Raw genomic sequence first — 18,502 nt, forward strand, 5'->3', positions numbered from 1 at the left:
CAGCTAACGGGATGAGCACGATTGAAATTACCAACAGCTTTAACTTGATGAGCGATGGTTTAACAATGAAGCAACTACCAGACAAGAGCTTTGGAGTCTTTGAAGGCTACAAGGCTCTTTACTATAAGGGAAAGGAATGATAATTAATGGCAATAACAGCAAAGGATATTGCAAGCATCTTTACTGGTATGGACTTAGGTGCAGAAAAGATTGCTGAAAACTTTAACAAACTACTTGAAGAGAATATTGGTCAAGATAATCAATTAGACACGTTGAATAATAAGACGCTGAAAATTGGTAATTTTATTGGGAGCGATAATCCTAACATAGATAACTTAGAGCCTGGAATCTATCCATTTGGTTTCTGGCAAGACAAACCAATTTCAACAAATGAAACATCATGGCCTAAGCGCCTTCGTGGTGGTGCTGAATGGGGTTGGATTGTTCAATATGGGGGCAAAAATCAGACCAAGGCCCAGTTTATTTTTGGAGCTGGTGCGGTACTTTGCTATCGAGCATGGGCAGGTGGTCGTTGGGATAATTGGGCACTGTTGAACCTTACAGTTGAACAATAGGAGGTGAAGTAAGATGAAAGCATTTATGTACGATCAACATTACGGGTATCTATTAGCTGAAATTAACGTGGCCGATACCAATAACTTGCCACCATATACAACGACAGTTGTCCCAGATCCGACTAAGAGCTATCAAAAGTTCAATGGCACTGAGTGGGTTGGCGGAATGGACGATGCAACATTCCAACAACAAGTAGCTGCATCAATCGCCCAGCAACAAGCTAACATTAAACCAAGCGAGGGCCAACAATTATTAATGGCTCAACAAGCCAATATTACCCAGTTGCAAAAGACGGTCATGGCGCAACAGGCGAACCTGACGCAAATGCAAAAGATGATTATGAAGCAACAAGCAACTATTACGGACTTAAAGAAAGGGAGTAACTAATTATGATGAATACACTAGATATGTTAAAGATGTTTTGGAACGACTGGGGCAACCATGACCCACAATATTACAAGGTTTACGTTGGTATGGGAATTGACGCAAACCAGTATAAGGAACTGACTGGCGTTGATTACGTTGCCTAGTTAGCTAACACATAGTCGCCGAAGAAATACACAATACATAGTAAAAAGCGTACGAAAGCGTTAAAAATTTAACGCAATCGCACGCTTTTATTATGGGCGGCTATAAAAAAAGGCGGGTGCCAAGAAGGCATCCACCCATGCCGGTTTGCGAGCTAGAAAGCACTCGCTACACACGGTCTATTCATCATTACACCTGTATTATATCATAATTATTTTATGGTACAATACTAATTGCACATTTGAGCGGGACTTAGAAACCCCGACTAGTGCAGGAAGGAGGTTCCTTCCAATGACGTATTGGTGTCTATTCATCATTATAGTACCTAGTAAGTACTTAAAAAAGATAATTAAAATGATTATCAAGCTTCTTCGGAAGTAATCATTTAGCGCTGACTTCGGTTGGCGCTTTTTTATTACCTGAAATTAGGAGGTGGGCAGATGCATAGTATTGCAGGTTATTCATGGGACGAGTTGTTAGCAATCGTGACAATTATTTCTATTGTTGGTGGATTCTTGATTTGGTTGCTTAACCTAGCAATTAAAAACGGAACTGAAAAGCTGTCAAACGTAGTTCAAGATTTAATCGTTAAAATTGATAATCTAAGTCACACAATGGATTCAATTGAATCAACAGCAAATCGGACAGCCGATCGGGTTGATTCGCTAGAAGAGCGCTTTGAGGAACATATTGGTGAAGCTAAGGTGCGGAATCAAAAAATCAAAGCACTGGAGCATGAAGTATTTGGAAGGGGAAAACAATAAATGAATGAAATTATTAATGCAATTCCTGAATACATAATCACGGCAGTTGTATCGACTGCTATTTTTTATCTCATGAATGCAGGGAAGAACTTACTACACAGCAAGGTTCAACATGCCAAAACTACTCAATCAAAAGAATTATGGAGCTTCATTGAACAGGTCGCTAATACGGCAGTTAATTCTTTAGTAAGTAAGGACATTACTGGTGATGCTAAGTTCGCCCAAGCAACGGCAATTGTACAAGATGCACTTGCTAAGCAGGGCTTTACTAACGTTGATGTGAAGTCGATTGAATCAGCCGTCCAATCAGCTTATGAAAAGTCGCCACTGACCCCTACCACAAATCCGGAAGAAAAGACGGACAAGTCGGGACAAAAAGAAACTGTTCTTGTCCCGGACGGTAAGGCAAAAGCAATTGATCCAAAGGAGGTCGCATAAAATGGCAGTTCGTAATCCATTTATTGATGTTTCCAGTTACCAATCTGATACGGTAGCATTTTTTCAAGCAGCTAAGAATCAAGGAGCACAAGGAATCGTTGTAAAGCTAACTGAAGGTAGTGAAGATGGTTCTAATTACATTAACCCACGAGCAGCTGCACAAATTCGCAATGCCCTAGCGGTTGGCTTACGAGTAGCTTGCTATCACTTTGCTCGCTATACTTCAATTCCAGATGCACAAAATGAAGCTCGATTCTTTGTTAAGGTTGCTCGGCAGTTTGGCATGTATGACGATACCTTGATGATTGATGATGCAGAGGTTAACTCAGCAAGTGATTATCAAGGAGCTACCTTAGCCTTTCTTCAAGAAGTAGAAGCACTTGGTTATAAGAGCACCGGTGTCTACTCAATGCGGAGCTTCTTTACTGGTGGAATCTTAAATAGTCATGGATTTGGCAACCGGAAGAAGTGGGTTGCTGGCTATGGAGTTACTTCACTCGGGATTGATAATGCGAACGCTTGGCAATATACCGATCACGGTATTATGGGGATTGACACCAGTCTTGATTTTGATGGTGCCTTTACCATTGGAGAAGCAAGCGGTAGCGTACCAAATACCCCAGTGCCAGCACCGCAACCAGCAGAACATGTTGGCAAACCAGCTACCGGGACATATATTGTGCAAGCAGGCGATACCCTAAGTGGAATTGCTGAAAAGTACAATACAACTTGGCAAAACTTAGCAGCGATTAACAGCTTGGGTAATCCTAATCTGCTTCAAGTGGGCCAAGTATTGAAAGTGACGGGTAATGCATCACCACAGAATACTTATTACGTTCAAGCGGGCGATACGTTAAGTGGAATTGCTAGCAAGTTTGGTACAACCGTCTCTGGTTTAGTAAGTCTCAACCACATTGCTAATCCTAACGTGATTTATGTTGGTCAAAAGATCATTCTTGGTGGTACTGGTCAATCTAACGCATATACCGTCCAAAATGGCGATACCTTATCCGGAATTGCTTCGGCTCACGGGACTACTTGGCAAGCATTAGCAGCTAAGAACCACATCGCTAATCCGAACATGATTTTTGTTGGTCAAACAATTCAATTATAAAGGTCGATCCCTAGTGGTCATTGCAGATTGTGCAACTACCACTAGGGATTTTTATGTTTTGTATCGACATTAAAACAAGTATCGACAAAATAAAATGGTAATGTTATAATAAAACCATCCCGTAAGGGAAAGGTATAATGACTGTAAATTGCAAAAGGGAGTAATTACATTATGAAGAATTCAAGAGGAACGCTTACCCTATCTAGGTGGGGTAATAGCTTATCGGTAAGAATACCGAAAAAAATATTAGATTCGTTTAAATTAGAGAATGAAGATAGATTAAGTTACAAAGTAGAAGATAATAAAATTATTTTGACACCTGAGAAAAAAGAAAGCCCATTAAGAAAAATGTTTGATGGTTTTGATACCGAAGCATATTTCAAAAATGAGCCAAAGAATAAAGAAGTTGATTGGGGGCATCCACAAGGAAAAGAATTATTTTAATTGCTGGAGCCTGTTCGTTACTCGGCGAAGGCAATAAAAATAAATTTTGAAAGGAGATTTCATTTTATGGAATCTTATAAAGACCTACAGCAAGGTCAGATTGTAATGGTTGATTTCAACCCAACTAGTGGGCATGAACAAAAGGGGTATCGCCCAGCATTAATCATGTCTAATAGCGACTTTAATCAGTTGTGTGGTGGAATGGTGAAGGTGATCCCCATCACTTCAAATGAAAAGAAGTTTCCGCTGCACTTAAAGCTACCCGTTTTAGATAATATTCACGGAGTAGTTGAACTTGATCAAGAACGAACGCTAGATCTAAGCGATCGAAAATTTAAGGTTGTTGATCAAGTACCTACTGAATTTATTGAGACGGTTAAAAAGGTTAATTTCGCTACATACTAAAAAATCCATCAACTAAAAGGTGATGGAGCAGAAAGACGATATACTAGACTTGACAGTTAAAGTATATCGTCTTTTTTTATTTTCGTAAAGCGAACAGCAGTTTATGCTATACTGATTACAAGTTAAATTTGAGTGGTACAAAATAACCCGGCACTTCTGATGAGGTGTCGGGCATTTCTTGTAAAGGGGGCATAAAAGGGGAATATTATTTGATGCTCTATGAGTTTAAATAATTATCTGTGAGTATTAAAAGTGTTTCTTCCTATTATATGTATTCAATAATGACAATTAGTGATTGTGTTTAAACAATCGGAAGACTTCCCCGAGCGTAACAGAATTATTGCTGGCCTTGCTGAAACGCTCTTGGTTGTGGAAGCAAAGAAACGTAGCGGGAGCCTAATCACGGCGAATATTGCTTTAGAAGAAAATCGGAATGTTTGCGCAATTCCTGGACGAATTGATGCTCCGCTATCATTGGGATGTAACCAGCTAATTGCAGCAGGGGCTAAACCAATTACAGAGGCTAAAGATCTCCTTGACGAATTTCTTTTAACGAATTAATTCTTGCATTTCGGCTCCTTTTTAATTAAAATCAACATTCGATTGGATATAGTTTGACAGATACTATATAAATGCATTAATAATAGTAGTATCGGTAAGCAAGATATTTAAAAGTATAGAAGTAAGGAGCCAATATAATGGCAACTAGTACTACAAAGAAAAAGACAACGAGTAAACGAAAAACGACTCGTCGTGCAAAACCAAAAAAGAAATTAGTGATTGTTGAATCACCATCAAAGGCCAAAACAATTGGGAAGTTTTTGGGCCGCTCTTATAAGGTAGTAGCAAGTCTAGGTCACGTGCGCGATTTACCTAAGAGCCGGATGGGAGTTGATATTGAGAATAATTATCAACCAGATTATATTTCTATCCGTGGTAAGGGTGACGTGATTAAGGAATTACGAAAAGACGCTAAAAATGCCAAAGCAGTCTACCTTGCATCTGATCCCGATCGTGAAGGAGAAGCAATTGCTTGGCACGTTTCAAATATTCTTAAGCTTGATGATTCTGAAAAGAATCGGGTAACATTTAACGAAATTACTAAGGATGCGGTTAAAGAAGCCTTCAATGAACCACGAACTATTAACATGGACCTTGTCGATGCCCAGCAAGCACGACGAGTTCTTGATCGGTTGGTAGGTTATTCCATTAGTCCAATTTTATGGAAAAAGGTTAAGAAGGGGTTAAGTGCCGGTCGTGTTCAATCAGTTGCCCTGAATTTAATTATCCAGCGAGAAAACGAAATTAGGAATTTTAAGCCTGAAGAGTATTGGACAATTGATGCCGAATTTAAACATAATCGTGAAAAGTTTAAAGCAACCTTTTTTGGCGAAAACGGGAAGAAAGTTAGCTTGAAAAATAATAATGATGTTCAACAAGTTTTAGGCAAACTTGATAAGAATAAAGACTTTGCAATTACTAAAGTAACTAAACGGGAGCGTAAGCGTCAACCACAGCCACCGTTTACGACTTCCACGATGCAACAGGATGCTAACCGTCGTTTGAATTTCCGTACCCGAAAAACAATGATGACTGCTCAAATGTTGTATGAAGGGATTGATATTAAGCAAGGGGCACCTGTCGGCTTGATTACTTACATGCGGACTGACTCTACTCGAATTGCATCAATTGCTAAGCATGAAGCTTCTAAGTTTATTCATGAAGAGTATGGTGGTGAATACGCTGCTATTAAGCCAATTAAGGGTAAGTTGCCTGAAGGCGCCCAAGATGCTCACGAAGCGATCCGTCCAACGTCTGTTTTTCGTACGCCCGCTAAAATGAAGCCATATCTAACTAATGATCAATATAAACTGTATAGTTTAATTTGGTCACGATTTGTCGCTAGTCAGATGACACCGGAAATTATTGATACAATGAACGTTAATCTGCAACAGAATAATGTTGATTTTCGAGCATCTGGTTCAAAGGTAAAGTTTGCTGGTTTTACGAAGGTATATAAGCGGGGGAAAGAAAAGGATAACTTACTTCCTGAACTAAAAGAAGGCGATAGTGCCCAAATGGTCAGTGATGATCCTGCTCAGCACTTTACCCAACCTCCTGCACGGTATACTGAAGCTGCTTTGATTAAGACGCTTGAAGAAAACGGTGTAGGTCGTCCTTCTACTTATGCACCAACACTTGACACGATTCAGCGTCGTTATTACGTTCGTTTAGTTTCACGGCATTTTGAGCCAACGGAATTAGGAGAAATCGTCAATACAATTATTGAAAAGCAGTTTCCAGATATTGTTAATGCCAAATTTACTGCCGATGTTGAAGATAAACTCGATCAAATTGAAGAGGGAAAGCAAAATTGGGTTCGAGTTGTTGATAGTTTCTACCAACCATTCTCCAAGGAAGTTAGTACCGCTGAGAGCGAAGTTGCTAAGATCGAAATGAAAGATGAACTTGCTGGAATGGATTGTGATATTTGTGGTGCTCCAATGGTAGTTAAAATGGGCCGTTATGGTAAGTTTTATGCTTGCTCACGGTTCCCTGAATGTCGAAACACAAAAGCAATTGTTAAGGATACCGGGATTACTTGTCCAAAATGTGGTCAGGGAACGGTTGTTGAGCGGAAGTCAAAAAAGAATCGTGTGTTCTATGGTTGTTCACGTTATCCTGATTGTGACTTTGTTTCTTGGGATAAGCCAATTGGACGAAACTGTCCAAAAGATGGTCACTTCCTAGTTGAAAAGAAAATCAAGGGTGGCACTCAAGTTGTTTGCCCGAATGGAGACTACGAAGAAGAACCGCAAAAATAGTGTGGTAAAACCGTTTACACTGTTTTTACTAAATTTTACTATTTTACTAATTTAAAAGAACTCTCTAATTTGCTATTATGCGGTTAGAGAGCTTTTTTATTAAGGAGAAATGGTACTATGATTAAGCTAGAAAACAATGAATTAACTGTTGAGATTGCTGAGCTAGGAGCCCAATTGCATAGTATTCGGCGAAATGATAACCAAATTGAATATTTGTGGCAGGGAGATCCAGCTTCATGGAAACGTCAAGCACCAATCCTCTTTCCATTTGTTGGTCGGTTAAAGGATGATCAATATGAATTTGCCGGAAAGACATATCACCAAACCCAACATGGCTTTGCTCGGGATCGTGAATTTAAGGTAATCGATCAGACTTCTTCTCAGGTTACTCTTGAACAAACCGATAGTGAAGAAACGTTAAAGGCCTTTCCGTTTGCTTTTAACCTTCGTGTCAGTTATAAATTAGTTGATGATCAATTAAACGTTTGCTACTCGGTTACTAATCCTGATAATAATCATTCACTAATTTATGCAATTGGTGCTCATCCTGGCTTTAATATGCCACTGAGCGCTCAAGGCTCTTTCGAACAAGTTCAACTTAGTGTTTCTCCCGCTGAAAAGTATTCACGTGTTTTATTAGATGGATCTTATAATGATTTACAGAACCCAATTACTATTGACATGCAAAAGCCAATGACAATTAGTCATGAACTATTTGACAACGATGCAGTAATTTTTGAAACGGGTGGTGCAAGGTTTACCGCAACCTTAACTGATCCAATTAATAATCACGGTGTTCATGTTCATACTCTTGGGACCCAGCATGTTGGTGTTTGGTCACCATACCCCACTAAAGCTAATTTAGTTTGTGTAGAACCGTGGTGGGGAATTGCGGACAATGTTGATGCAGATGGCAAATTGTTACATAAGCAGGGGATGCATCGGCTAGCACCGCAGGATAATGCTAAGTATGAGTTTAGTATCCAGCTGTTTTAAGACTATAGACTAAAAAAGAAGTTCGAGAATTCATGTTTTGAGTTCTCGAACTTCTTTTACTTATGGTGCTTTTGCTTTAGGTAATAAACAAGACCAAAACTTACCAGTGATTCTTTGCCAGTAATAATTCGAATAATATTACTTTTATGTCGCCAAAGAACAAGTGCAGTTAGGATTCCAGCAACACAACTAAGAATTAGATCGTGCTCACAAAGAGCGATGATAAATATTGAGGTAATTCCAACGATGCTGGCACAGCTGGCCATACTTGTTAACAATAAAGTGATGATAAAGATCGCACAGGCAAGGGCGAATAATGGTGGGTTGTAAGCTAGCAGAATTCCTGCACTAGTTGCAACTGCTTTACCACCATGGAAATGGTCAAAAATTGAAAAAGTGTGTCCTAGTGAGGCAAAAATCCCAATTAATAATGGATTTACCGAATGAGAAACACCTAAAAGATATGGCTGACTTGCTGCTAGTGTTCCCTTTAGAACATCCATTAGAAGAACTACCACTCCAGCCTGGGGTCCCAATTCACGGAAAGTATTCGTAGTCCCAATGTTACCACTGCCAAGCTTTCGAATATCTTTGTGGTAAAAGGTTTGCCCAATCCATAAGCCGGATGGAATTGATCCTAAAAGATAGGCAACAATCACCATTCCAATTATTTTAATTATCATTCAATTTACTCCTTAAAAATAGCTACCCACTAAAGATAGCACGAAATCCTGTTAGAAACCACTAGGGAACCTATTTTTAAAAATGTAGTTTGCAAAATAAGGATTAAATGAAGTATTATCGTTATTGTTAAAGATTGTAATATTACTATTACGATCCTGTTCGAATTAGGGTATAATATATAAATCGAACAAACGTTCAAAATGAAAAGGGAGGTCATTTTGTGGCCACAAAGAAAGAAACGTATGATGCATCATCAATTCAAGTTTTAAAAGGGCTTGAGGCTGTTCGGAAACGACCAGGGATGTATATTGGGTCTACAGATTCAAGAGGACTGCATCACCTCGTATATGAAATTGTTGATAATGCGGTGGATGAAGCATTATCCGGTTATGGTGATGAGATTAACGTTACGATTGAAAAAGACAATTCAATTACAGTCCAGGATCATGGTCGGGGAATGCCAGTAGGAATGCATGCCTCTGGGAAACCAACACCTGAAGTAATTATGACGGTTCTTCACGCTGGTGGTAAGTTTGGTCAATCAGATGGTTATAAGACTTCTGGTGGACTGCATGGAGTTGGTGCTTCAGTAGTTAATGCTTTATCGACTAGCCTTACGCTAACAATTGTCCGTGATCATGAACGCTACCAAGAAAAATTTAAGGATGGCGGTCAGCCGATCGGTACCTTAAAAAAACTCGGTCATACAAACGCTGGAAACGGAACAACGGTATCTTTCAAGCCTGATCCAGGTATTTTTACGACAACTGTTTATGATTACAATACCTTAGCAAATAGGTTGAGAGAATCTGCTTTTCTGTTAAAGGGAATTAAAATTGTTCTAACTGATAAACGACAGGACCATGAGAAGCAGGATATCTTTCAGTATAAGGATGGTATTCAGGAATTCGTTACTTACCTGAATGAAGGTAAAGATACTTTAGGAAAAGTTTTATACTTTGATGGCAGTCAGGATGGCGTTGAGGTCGAGGTCGCTGCCCAGTATAATGATGGTTATTCTGAATCATTGCTTTCCTTTGTTAATAATGTCCGTACTCCAGATGGCGGAACGCATGAGGCCGGCTTTAGGAGCGCTTGGACCAAGACTTTTAATGAGTACGCCCATAAGGTTGGACTGCTGAAAGATAAGGACAAGAATCTTGAAGGAAGCGATGTTCGTGAGGGCTTGACTGCTGTTGTGTCTGTTCGGATTCCCGAACGAATTTTACAATTCGAAGGACAGACAAAGGATAAGTTAGGGACTCCAGAAGCGCGAAAAATTGTAGATTCCATTGTAAGCGAGCAGCTTGGCTATGCGTTAATGGAAAATGGCGATTTTGCCCAGATGCTGATTCGGAAGTCAATCAAGGCCCGTGAAGCTCGTGAAGCAGCGCGAAAGGCAAGAAATCAAGCTCGTGGCGGTAAACGGAAGAGCCGAAAAGAACGAAATCTTTCTGGGAAACTAACTCCAGCACAATCAAAGAATGCGAAAAAGAATGAATTATTCTTGGTCGAGGGGGATTCTGCTGGTGGTTCTGCTAAACAGGGACGTGACCGGAAATACCAAGCCATTTTACCGTTACGAGGAAAGGTCTTAAATACCGAAAAGGCGAAGCTTGATGACGTGTTAAAGAATGAAGAGCTGAACACGATTATCTATACGGTTGGTGCAGGCGCTGGCTCCGAGTTTAATGTTGACGATTCAAACTACGACAAAATAATCATTATGACGGATGCTGATGACGATGGGGCACATATTCAAATTTTGTTATTGACATTCTTTTACAAGTACATGCGGCCAATGATTGAGGCCGGAAAAATTTATATTGCCTTACCACCGTTGTATCGTTTACAAACAGGTCGGGGTGCTAAAACTAAGATCACCTATGCATGGACCAATGATGAGTTAACAAAACTGACCAAGAAAGCAGGAAAGAGTGCTCAATTGCAACGGTTTAAGGGCCTTGGTGAGATGAATGCCGATCAATTATGGGAAACAACCATGAACCCTGAAACACGGACGCTAATTCAGGTACGAATTGAGGACGCTGAATTAGCTGAGCGTCGGGTAACAACTTTGATGGGGAATAAGGTTGAGCCGCGACGGGAGTGGATTGAAGATAATGTTCACTTCACCCTTAGTGATGATAAAGAATCAGATGAATTAGTGGAGAATAAGGGACACTTGTCAAACCATAATGAGCAACCAACAAAAACTAAAAAGACTTTTAACCAAGAGGCACTTTTTTAGGTGAGCAGAAAGGAACATTATAGTGAGAGACGGTAAAATTGAAAAAATGACCCTGGAACAATTGATGGGGGATCGTTTTGGTCGTTATTCAAAGTCAATTATTCAAGAGCGGGCGTTGCCTGATATCCGGGATGGCCTGAAGCCAGTTCAACGACGGATCTTATTTGCAATGAATAAGGATGGCAATACCTATGATAAGGGATTTCGGAAATCAGCAAAGTCCGTTGGTAATGTTATGGGGAATTTTCACCCCCACGGAGATAGTTCAATTTACGAAGCTCTAGTTCGTCTAAGTCAAGATTGGAAACTTCGGGAACCATTAATTGAAATGCACGGGAATAATGGTTCAATGGATGGTGATCCAGCTGCGGCAATGAGGTATACGGAAGCGCGGTTAAGCAAAATTGCTGGGTTGATGCTTCAGGACATTGACAAAGATACTGTTGAAATGACGTTAAATTTTGATGATACCGAAAAGGAGCCAACAGTCTTACCAGCGCGGATTCCTAACCTTCTTGTTAATGGTGCTACCGGTATTTCAGCAGGATACGCGACAGAAATACCGACCCATAACCTCGGTGAAGTATTGGACGCTTTGGTTTATCTCCTAAATAATCCAGATGCTAGTTTAGAGAAACTAATGGAATTTATCCCGGGTCCAGATTTCCCAACTGGAGGAATTATTCAGGGGATTGACGGTATTCGAAAGGCTTATCAAACAGGTCGTGGACGAATCGTTGTTCGTGCTAGAACTGAGATTGAAACCCTTCGAGGTGGCCGTCAACAAATTAACGTAACTGAAATTCCTTATGAAGTTAATAAAGCTCAACTGGTTAAGCGAATTAATGATCTCCGCTTAGCTAAAAAGGTGGAAGGAATCGCTGAAGCACGTGATGAGACAGATCGTAGTGGTTTGCGGATTGCCATCGAGTTAAAGCGTGGTGCTAATGCCCAGGGAATTCTTAATTACCTTCTTAAAAATACTGATTTACAAATTAACTATAATTTCAATATGGTTGCAATTGACGAACAACGGCCAATGCGGGTAGGATTAAAACGAATTTTGACCTCATACCTTTCCTTTCAGAAACAGATTATTCGTCGGCGAACGCAATTTAACCTAAATAAAGCTCAACATCGTCTCCATATTGTAGAAGGGTTAATTAAAGCTTTATCAATCTTAGACCAAGTAATTAAGACTATTCGTGGAAGTAAAAATCGAAAAGATGCTAAGGAAAATCTGATTAGCCAGTATGCATTCTCCGCAGAACAAGCAGAAGCAATTGTTACTTTGCAACTTTATCGGTTAACAAATACTGATGTTACTGAACTCAAAGATGAACAGAAAAAGCTAAACCAGCAAATCGAAGAATTTCAATTGATCTTAACAAATGATCAAGAATTAGCTAATGTTCTCCGGAGAGAAATGTTAGCAATTAAGAAAGAGTTTGGTAACCCACGACGCACAAAGATTGAAAGTCATGTAGAGAAGTTAAAGGTTGATACTAAGGTAACGGTAGCAAACGAAGACGTTATTCTCTTGGTTTCTCACGCGGGGTACATTAAGCGGTCAAGTGTACGCTCGTTTAAGGCATCGCCAATAGAAGAAAATGGCCTTCGTGAAGATGATTATCCGATTTTAATTCAGGAAACAAATACTTTAGCGCACTTATTTATGTTCACCAATTTAGGCAATGTTATTTACCGACCGGTTCATGAAATTACCGATACCCGGTGGAAGGATACTGGAGAACATATTTCACAGACGATTGGTTTAGCAGAAAATGAGCATATTATAAAAGCAATGGTCTTTGATAAGCTGGATCAACCAGGAACCATCATTATGGGAACAAGTGATGGTCAGGTTAAGCAGTCGGCATTTACAGATTATAAGCCAGGGAGTCGTTATAAGAGTCGAACAACAGCTGGAATTAAGTTGAAGAGTAACGAATCGAGGTTAGTAAGTGTTGATTATTATGAGCCAACAAATGAAAATCGGTCACTCCTAGTCATTAGTCATGAAGGATATGCGGTTCGGTTTGATGTTGCTGATGTTCCTGTTACTGGTTTAAGAACTGGTGGGGTTCGGGCAATAAACTTAAAAGGTGCTGACTATGCCACTGACTTTACTCTTGTTTCTGAAGGCCAAAATTTGGCAATGATTACCCAGCGTGGTGCCTTTAAGGAAATGGCAAGTTCTGAAATTGAAACAGGTGCTCGTGCTCGTCGTGGAGAATTAGTAATTCATAGAATTAAGAATCACCCTCATAAGATTGTCGATTTTCTTGCTTATGATCCAAATAATCATGATGTCCTTGAAATTATTACTGATCGACCAGCTTTCCAAGACGTTGCAGTAGATGATCACCACCTTGGAACGGCTAAATCAAACGGGACATTTGTTGTCGATACTGATACACAAGGAACACCTGTAAAATTAAAGCGTAAACAAGTTAATATCCTAAATGAAGAGCCAGTAAATCAGGAAAATTAATAAACTTTCTCTACTTTCATTTATTTTCAGTGAGATATTTTATAATTATCTCACCAAGCTGGGGCTTCCATGATAGAATAGAAATTGTAGATTGTTTCATGTCTTAGTATTTGCGGACAATATCGAAACAAACAGGAGGAATTTTAAATGAGTAACAAAGAATTAGTTTTTGGTCATCAGAATCCAGATACTGATGCAATTACAGCTGCAATGGCTTTTTCATACTTTCAAAATCAATTAGGTTACGAAACTGAAGCTGTTGCTCTTGGTGAGCCTAACGATGAAACAAAGTATGCTTTGGATCACTTTGGAATGAAGGCACCTCGGGTTGTTAAGACCGTTGCAAATGAAGTTGACAAGGTTATGCTTGTTGACCATAACGAACCACAACAAAGCGTTAGCGATCTTGATAAGGTTACTGTTACTCACTTGGTTGATCACCACCGGATTGCTAACTTTAATACTGCTCAACCACTTTGGATTACTGCTCGTCCATATGGTTGTGTAAGCACTATTATCACTGAACTATTCCAAGAAAAGCACATTAATATTCCAGCAGACCTTGCCGGGATGATGCTTTCAGCAATTATTTCAGATACATTACTTTTGAAGTCACCAACCACTACTGACCATGATCGTGAAGCTGTTAAGTACTTAGCAAAGGTTGCTGGTGTTGAAGATTACGAAAAGTACGGCATCGACATGTTGAAGGCCGGCACTAACATTGCTAAGAAGACAGATAACGAAATCGTTGATGGTGATGCTAAGACATTTGAACTTGGCGGTACTAAGTTACGGATCGGTCAAGTTAATACTGTTGACTTAGATGACGTTTTCTCCCGTCAAGCCGATCTTGAAAAGGAAATGCACAATTTAATGGATCAAAATGGTTACGAGACCTTTGTATTAATGGTTACTAACATTTTGAACAGTGATACTGACCTCTTTGTTGTTGGTGATCACACTGATACAGTTGAAAAGGCCTTTGGTAAGAAGCTTGATAACAAGCGGATGAACTTACCAGGTGTTGTTTCTCGGAAGAAGCAAGTTGTTCCTCCATTGACAGACGCCTTTGAAGGATAATAACTTTATTTCTTTAATCGTTCGTGTTCAATTTAATAATGCAATAAAGTGAAAAACTCCTATAATAAGGTATTAAATTATTCTTATTATAGGAGTTTACTTATGGAGTTTGAATTTTCACTTGCAAGCGAGAAGGATTTACCAAGGGTTGTTGATATTTATAATCAGATTATCCCATCCCGCCTTGCTACTGCTGATCTAGAGCCAGTAACTGTGGCGGAGCGAGAACCATGGTATCATTCATTTACCAAGACTCATCCATTGTGGGTTATCAGAAATAGTCAACAAAAAATAGTAGGCTGGGTAGGGCTTGAACCGTTTTATGGTCGACCAGCTTATGAGCATACCTGTGAAATAGCAATTTATATTGATAAGAGTGTTCGTCATCATGGCCTTGGGACACAAGCAATTAATTTTGTGATCGGCCAATTGCCTCAACTAGGAATTACGGCAATCGTAGCCTATATTTTTGGTCATAATTTGCCAAGCTTAGGATTATTTAAATCATTTAATTTTACAGAATGGGGAAGATTACCTCGAGTAGCAGAACTTGATGGAGTTCAACGGGACCTCATAATAATGGGGAGAAGGTTCGACTAGAATAATAGTCGTAAATATTTATCTAAAATACTGGTTGACAAACATTAGAAAATGATTAAAATAATTAATAATTACTTAAAGGAGGAACACAATGATGGATGCTTTAGTTCAACCAAATATTAAAGCGTATGCCTTCTGGTTTAGCGATTAATTATCCGCTAACCAGCAGTGCTTTTCATTGTGCGTTCCCGGATAGTTGTTAACCTTAAACCATCCGGGGCTCCACTAATTCTGACTTAGCCATTACAGTCCTGGATGGATGATAACCATCGAGGACTTTTTATTTTGGAGGGAAAATTATGCCAACTACTAAGTCACAATTATTAAATAACTTGAATACAAATTTTGGTCGGTTAAAGCCAGTGGGAATCCGAGAGTTCGATTACAAGGCTAGTGCAATTCCTGGAATCATTAAATTAACGCTTGGCGAACCTGATTTTAACGTTCCTGAGGTGATGAAGAAGGCAGCGATTGATAGTATTGAGAAAAATGATTCTCACTATGCACCAGGTAGTGGGTCAACCCAATTACGGAAAGCAATCGCCAAATTTATGGTAGATCGATATGGACTGACTTATGATTCAACAAGCGAAATTGCTGTAACGGTTGGGGCAACTGAAGGAATTTATGCTTCGTTATCAGCCTTAGTCAATCCAGGGGACGAAGTTTTAATTACTACCCCAACTTTTCCGTTATACATGGCGGTAACGACAATTCTTGGCGGAAAGCCCGTTGAAATTAACACTAGTAATGACCAGTTTGTCCTAACCCCTGAAAGGCTCCGTCAAGTAATCGCTGAACATCCCCATGCCAAAGCAATTATCTTAAATTACCCGTCAAATCCAACCGGAGTAACTTATACTCGTGAACAGATTAAACAGTTGGCAGCTGCAATTGACCAAACCGATTTAGTTGTCATCGCGGATGAAATATACTCAGAATTAGTTTACAGTGGGCATCATACTTCGATCGCGGAATTTATTCCGGGACAAACCTTAGTCTTAAATGGAGCTTCAAAGTCACAAGCAATGACTGGGTACCGGGTCGGCTTTATTGCAGGTCCACAAGAATTGATGAAACCAGTCTCTGCTATTCATGCCATGATGGTTACCGCCGCTGCTGATCCAATGATGGCAGCGGCAGCTAAAGGCTTTGCCAGTGAGGAAGGTAAACAAGCGACTCTGGAAATGAAGGCAGCTTACAAGCAGCGCCGTGACACCTTAGTTCCGGCATTACGCGCGCTCGGCTTTGAAATCACTAACCCTAATGGAGCCTTCTATGTCTTTGCTAAATTACCAGAACGTTTTGGAACTGATGATGTGAAATTTGCTACTGAACTGGCTGAACAAGGAAAAGTCGCTGTAATTCCTGGTTCATACTTTGGGGCTGGTGGTAGTGGCTACCTAAGAATTAGTTACGCAACAAGCATGGCGGAGATTGAGGAAGCAATTAGACGAATTAGCCAATTTGTACAGGAGGACTAGCCAATGACTAAAATTTTAATGACAAGTGTCCGGGATGATGAACAAGCAGCAATTAAGGAGTTTGCTAAAGAGAATAATGTTGAAATTATTACTACCGAAAAATTAATCGATGATGCCGTAGATTTGACAAGGGATGTTGATGGACTGGTTATTCAACAACGAAGGAAGCTGCCCATATCAATCTATGCTAAACTACGGGAGAATGGCTTGAAACAAATTGCCACCCGAACTGCGGGCTTTGATATGATTGATCTTACTGAGGCGCAGACCAATAATTTAACGGTAACGAATGTTCCAGCCTATTCGCCAAGAAGTGTTGCCGAACATGCACTAATGCAGATCTTTCGGTTATTACGGAAAGCTTACCGATTTGATGCTCAGGTAGCAGCAAATGATTACCGGTGGTTTAGTGATGAGCAGGCGATGGAAATCCATACAGCAACCATTGGAATTATTGGTGTTGGTCGAATTGGCGGAACGTTGGCTAAACTATTAAAAGCTTTAGGGGCAACGGTTCTGGGGTTTGATACTAACCCGCGAGAAGAAATGAAAGGGATCGTTGAATACGTTACGAAAGAAGAACTTTTACAGCGGTCAGATGTGGTATCATTACACGTTGACCTTAATCCGACCTCGGTTGGTTTACTCACTGCGAAAGATTTTGCCACGATGAAACCGAGTGCGGGCTTAGTAAATGCTAGTCGGGGACCAGTAGTTAATACAGCTGATTTAGTAGCTGCACTGAAAGCAAAACAAATAACCGCAGCTGCTTTGGATACTTTTGAGGGTGAAAATGAAGTTGTTATGACTGATCGGCGGCAAACTGGCCTTGGTGATGTACCGCTGGTTGCTGAACTTCATTCAATGGATAATGTAATTCTGACCCCGCATATTGCTTTCTTTACGAATCTAGCCGTAAAGAATATGGTTGATTTTGCACTTGAAGATGTTTTAACGGTTCTTGCAGGAAAGAAATCACCGCATGAAGTAAACTGATCCTCTTAAGTTAGCCGCTTTGGCAGAATAGGGTAGGTTAGTTTTCTCATTTATTTTTAATTTTAATAAATATATGTTAGAATACCTACAATTTATAATCTGTACCAATATAGTTGACATTGGTAGGCTACGAAAGAGGTTGATATAGATGAGTTTAGACACAGCAATCTTTGCGGGCGGATGCTTCTGGTGCATGGTCCAACCATTTGATACTTATCCGGGAATTAAATCAGTTGTTTCCGGGTATACTGGGGGTCATGTCCCTAATCCAACCTATGAAGAAGTTTGTTCAGGAAAGACCGGGCATACTGAAGCTGTCAAAATCACCTTTGATCCTGATGTGATTTCATATGATGATTTAGTAACAATTTATTGGCATCAAACGGATCCAACTGATGCGATGGGACAATTTCAGGATCGTGGAGATAATTACCGACCAGTAATTTTTGTTAATAGTCCTCAACAGCGTGAGATTGCTGAGAAATCAAAGGCTGCTCTTCAAGCTAGTGGGCAATTTAGCAATGATAAAATTGTTACTCAAATTGAAGATGCTAAGCCTTTTTATCCCGCAGAGGATTACCATCAAGACTTCTACAAGAAGAATCCAGAACGGTACGCTCTTCAAGAGGCTGGTGGTAGAGAACGATTTAAGCAGCAACATTGGAATAACAAGGATTAATAAAAAACTCTCGTGACTTTTGAAGTGCCCTACAATTGTTAGACAAGAAATCTAATGATTGTGGGGCACCTTTTCTATGGTCAAATATAAATCAGAATTGAAGGCACAGATTGTCCATGAATATCTGTCAACTTCACAAAG

The 18,502-nt window shown here is 39.8% G+C and carries 18 protein-coding genes and 1 pseudogene; 18 read left to right on the forward strand and 1 reads right to left on the reverse strand.

Going from position 1 to position 18,502, the window contains the following annotated elements; genetic code table 11:
• The first annotated feature begins 146 nt into the window (after positions 1-146).
• From HUK49_RS09405 to HUK49_RS09455, 11 genes and pseudogenes are all read left to right on the forward strand, one after another.
• A complete protein-coding gene (locus tag HUK49_RS09405) occupies positions 147-575 on the forward strand; it encodes a hypothetical protein (protein WP_191913533.1) in 429 nt (142 codons plus the stop codon).
• 13 nt (positions 576-588) lie between these two features.
• Entirely contained in the window at positions 589-963 is a 375-nt protein-coding gene (locus HUK49_RS09410; protein WP_191913534.1) for a hypothetical protein, read from the forward strand.
• A 2-nt stretch (positions 964-965) separates the two neighbouring features.
• Positions 966-1,106, forward strand: coding sequence for an XkdX family protein (locus HUK49_RS09415; protein ID WP_191913535.1), 141 nt, complete (start codon positions 966-968; stop codon positions 1,104-1,106).
• A gap of 438 nt (positions 1,107-1,544) precedes the next feature.
• The gene (locus HUK49_RS09420) at positions 1,545-1,868 is read left to right on the forward strand and encodes a hypothetical protein (protein WP_191913536.1); all 324 of its coding nucleotides are present in this window, start codon (positions 1,545-1,547) and stop codon (positions 1,866-1,868) included.
• Positions 1,869-2,306, forward strand: a complete 438-nt coding sequence (locus tag HUK49_RS09425) for a phage holin, LLH family (RefSeq protein ID WP_191913537.1) — start codon at positions 1,869-1,871, stop codon at positions 2,304-2,306.
• 1 nt (position 2,307) lies between these two features.
• Entirely contained in the window at positions 2,308-3,420 is a 1,113-nt protein-coding gene (locus tag HUK49_RS09430) for a LysM peptidoglycan-binding domain-containing protein (RefSeq protein ID WP_191913538.1), read from the forward strand.
• A gap of 171 nt (positions 3,421-3,591) precedes the next feature.
• The gene (locus HUK49_RS09435; protein ID WP_191913539.1) at positions 3,592-3,864 is read left to right on the forward strand and encodes an AbrB/MazE/SpoVT family DNA-binding domain-containing protein; all 273 of its coding nucleotides are present in this window, start codon (positions 3,592-3,594) and stop codon (positions 3,862-3,864) included.
• Between the two features lie 66 nt (positions 3,865-3,930).
• Entirely contained in the window at positions 3,931-4,269 is a 339-nt protein-coding gene (locus HUK49_RS09440) for a type II toxin-antitoxin system PemK/MazF family toxin (protein ID WP_191913540.1), read from the forward strand.
• A gap of 318 nt (positions 4,270-4,587) precedes the next feature.
• A pseudogene (locus HUK49_RS09445) lies at positions 4,588-4,830 on the forward strand (DNA-processing protein DprA); the annotation flags it as partial.
• A gap of 137 nt (positions 4,831-4,967) precedes the next feature.
• On the forward strand, positions 4,968-7,094 hold the full coding sequence (topA, locus tag HUK49_RS09450) for a type I DNA topoisomerase (RefSeq protein ID WP_191913541.1): 2,127 nt from the start codon (positions 4,968-4,970) through the stop codon (positions 7,092-7,094).
• Positions 7,095-7,211: 117 nt separating this feature from the next.
• Positions 7,212-8,090, forward strand: a complete 879-nt coding sequence (locus tag HUK49_RS09455; RefSeq protein ID WP_191913542.1) for an aldose 1-epimerase family protein — start codon at positions 7,212-7,214, stop codon at positions 8,088-8,090.
• A gap of 56 nt (positions 8,091-8,146) precedes the next feature.
• Here the strand turns inward: HUK49_RS09455 and plsY are convergent, their stop codons facing one another.
• Positions 8,147-8,773, reverse strand: a complete 627-nt coding sequence (gene plsY / locus HUK49_RS09460; RefSeq protein WP_191913543.1) for a glycerol-3-phosphate 1-O-acyltransferase PlsY — start codon at positions 8,771-8,773, stop codon at positions 8,147-8,149.
• Positions 8,774-8,994: 221 nt separating this feature from the next.
• Here plsY and parE point away from each other — a divergent pair, with 221 nt between their 5' ends.
• The 7 genes from parE to msrA all read left to right on the forward strand — a co-directional run bounded on the left by parE (position 8,995) and on the right by msrA (position 18,361).
• Complete coding sequence (parE, locus tag HUK49_RS09465; RefSeq protein WP_191913544.1) at positions 8,995-11,025, forward strand: DNA topoisomerase IV subunit B; 2,031 nt, start codon at positions 8,995-8,997, stop codon at positions 11,023-11,025.
• Between the two features lie 22 nt (positions 11,026-11,047).
• A complete protein-coding gene (gene parC, locus HUK49_RS09470; RefSeq protein ID WP_191913545.1) occupies positions 11,048-13,519 on the forward strand; it encodes a DNA topoisomerase IV subunit A in 2,472 nt (823 codons plus the stop codon).
• A gap of 147 nt (positions 13,520-13,666) precedes the next feature.
• Positions 13,667-14,602, forward strand: a complete 936-nt coding sequence (locus HUK49_RS09475) for a manganese-dependent inorganic pyrophosphatase (protein ID WP_191913546.1) — start codon at positions 13,667-13,669, stop codon at positions 14,600-14,602.
• 102 nt (positions 14,603-14,704) lie between these two features.
• Positions 14,705-15,202, forward strand: coding sequence for a GNAT family N-acetyltransferase (locus tag HUK49_RS09480; protein ID WP_191913547.1), 498 nt, complete (start codon positions 14,705-14,707; stop codon positions 15,200-15,202).
• 299 nt (positions 15,203-15,501) lie between these two features.
• A complete protein-coding gene (locus HUK49_RS09485) occupies positions 15,502-16,686 on the forward strand; it encodes an aminotransferase class I/II-fold pyridoxal phosphate-dependent enzyme (protein WP_191913548.1) in 1,185 nt (394 codons plus the stop codon).
• Between the two features lie 3 nt (positions 16,687-16,689).
• Positions 16,690-17,682, forward strand: a complete 993-nt coding sequence (locus tag HUK49_RS09490; protein ID WP_191913549.1) for an NAD(P)-dependent oxidoreductase — start codon at positions 16,690-16,692, stop codon at positions 17,680-17,682.
• 148 nt (positions 17,683-17,830) lie between these two features.
• Positions 17,831-18,361, forward strand: coding sequence for a peptide-methionine (S)-S-oxide reductase MsrA (msrA, locus tag HUK49_RS09495; RefSeq protein ID WP_191913550.1), 531 nt, complete (start codon positions 17,831-17,833; stop codon positions 18,359-18,361).
• Positions 18,362-18,502 lie beyond the last annotated feature (141 nt).

Source organism: Limosilactobacillus portuensis, from assembly GCF_014838735.1.
Taxonomy (GTDB): domain Bacteria; phylum Bacillota; class Bacilli; order Lactobacillales; family Lactobacillaceae; genus Limosilactobacillus; species Limosilactobacillus portuensis.

Excerpts from the sequence above, each read along its gene's own strand:
- HUK49_RS09410 (WP_191913534.1), top strand. The coding sequence starts at position 589 with ATGAAAGCATTTATGTACGATCAACATTACGGGTATCTATTAGCTGAA.
- HUK49_RS09455 (WP_191913542.1), top strand. The coding sequence starts at position 7,212 with ATGATTAAGCTAGAAAACAATGAATTAACTGTTGAGATTGCTGAGCTA.
- HUK49_RS09475 (WP_191913546.1), top strand. The coding sequence starts at position 13,667 with ATGAGTAACAAAGAATTAGTTTTTGGTCATCAGAATCCAGATACTGAT.
- msrA (WP_191913550.1), top strand. The coding sequence starts at position 17,831 with ATGAGTTTAGACACAGCAATCTTTGCGGGCGGATGCTTCTGGTGCATG.
- HUK49_RS09430 (WP_191913538.1), top strand. The coding sequence starts at position 2,308 with ATGGCAGTTCGTAATCCATTTATTGATGTTTCCAGTTACCAATCTGAT.
- HUK49_RS09490 (WP_191913549.1), top strand. The coding sequence starts at position 16,690 with ATGACTAAAATTTTAATGACAAGTGTCCGGGATGATGAACAAGCAGCA.
- HUK49_RS09485 (WP_191913548.1), top strand. The coding sequence starts at position 15,502 with ATGCCAACTACTAAGTCACAATTATTAAATAACTTGAATACAAATTTT.
- HUK49_RS09425 (WP_191913537.1), top strand. The coding sequence starts at position 1,869 with ATGAATGAAATTATTAATGCAATTCCTGAATACATAATCACGGCAGTT.
- HUK49_RS09415 (WP_191913535.1), top strand. The coding sequence starts at position 966 with ATGATGAATACACTAGATATGTTAAAGATGTTTTGGAACGACTGGGGC.
- plsY (WP_191913543.1), bottom strand. The coding sequence starts at position 8,773 with ATGATAATTAAAATAATTGGAATGGTGATTGTTGCCTATCTTTTAGGA.
- HUK49_RS09440 (WP_191913540.1), top strand. The coding sequence starts at position 3,931 with ATGGAATCTTATAAAGACCTACAGCAAGGTCAGATTGTAATGGTTGAT.
- topA (WP_191913541.1), top strand. The coding sequence starts at position 4,968 with ATGGCAACTAGTACTACAAAGAAAAAGACAACGAGTAAACGAAAAACG.
- HUK49_RS09405 (WP_191913533.1), top strand. The coding sequence starts at position 147 with ATGGCAATAACAGCAAAGGATATTGCAAGCATCTTTACTGGTATGGAC.
- HUK49_RS09420 (WP_191913536.1), top strand. The coding sequence starts at position 1,545 with ATGCATAGTATTGCAGGTTATTCATGGGACGAGTTGTTAGCAATCGTG.
- HUK49_RS09435 (WP_191913539.1), top strand. The coding sequence starts at position 3,592 with ATGAAGAATTCAAGAGGAACGCTTACCCTATCTAGGTGGGGTAATAGC.
- HUK49_RS09480 (WP_191913547.1), top strand. The coding sequence starts at position 14,705 with ATGGAGTTTGAATTTTCACTTGCAAGCGAGAAGGATTTACCAAGGGTT.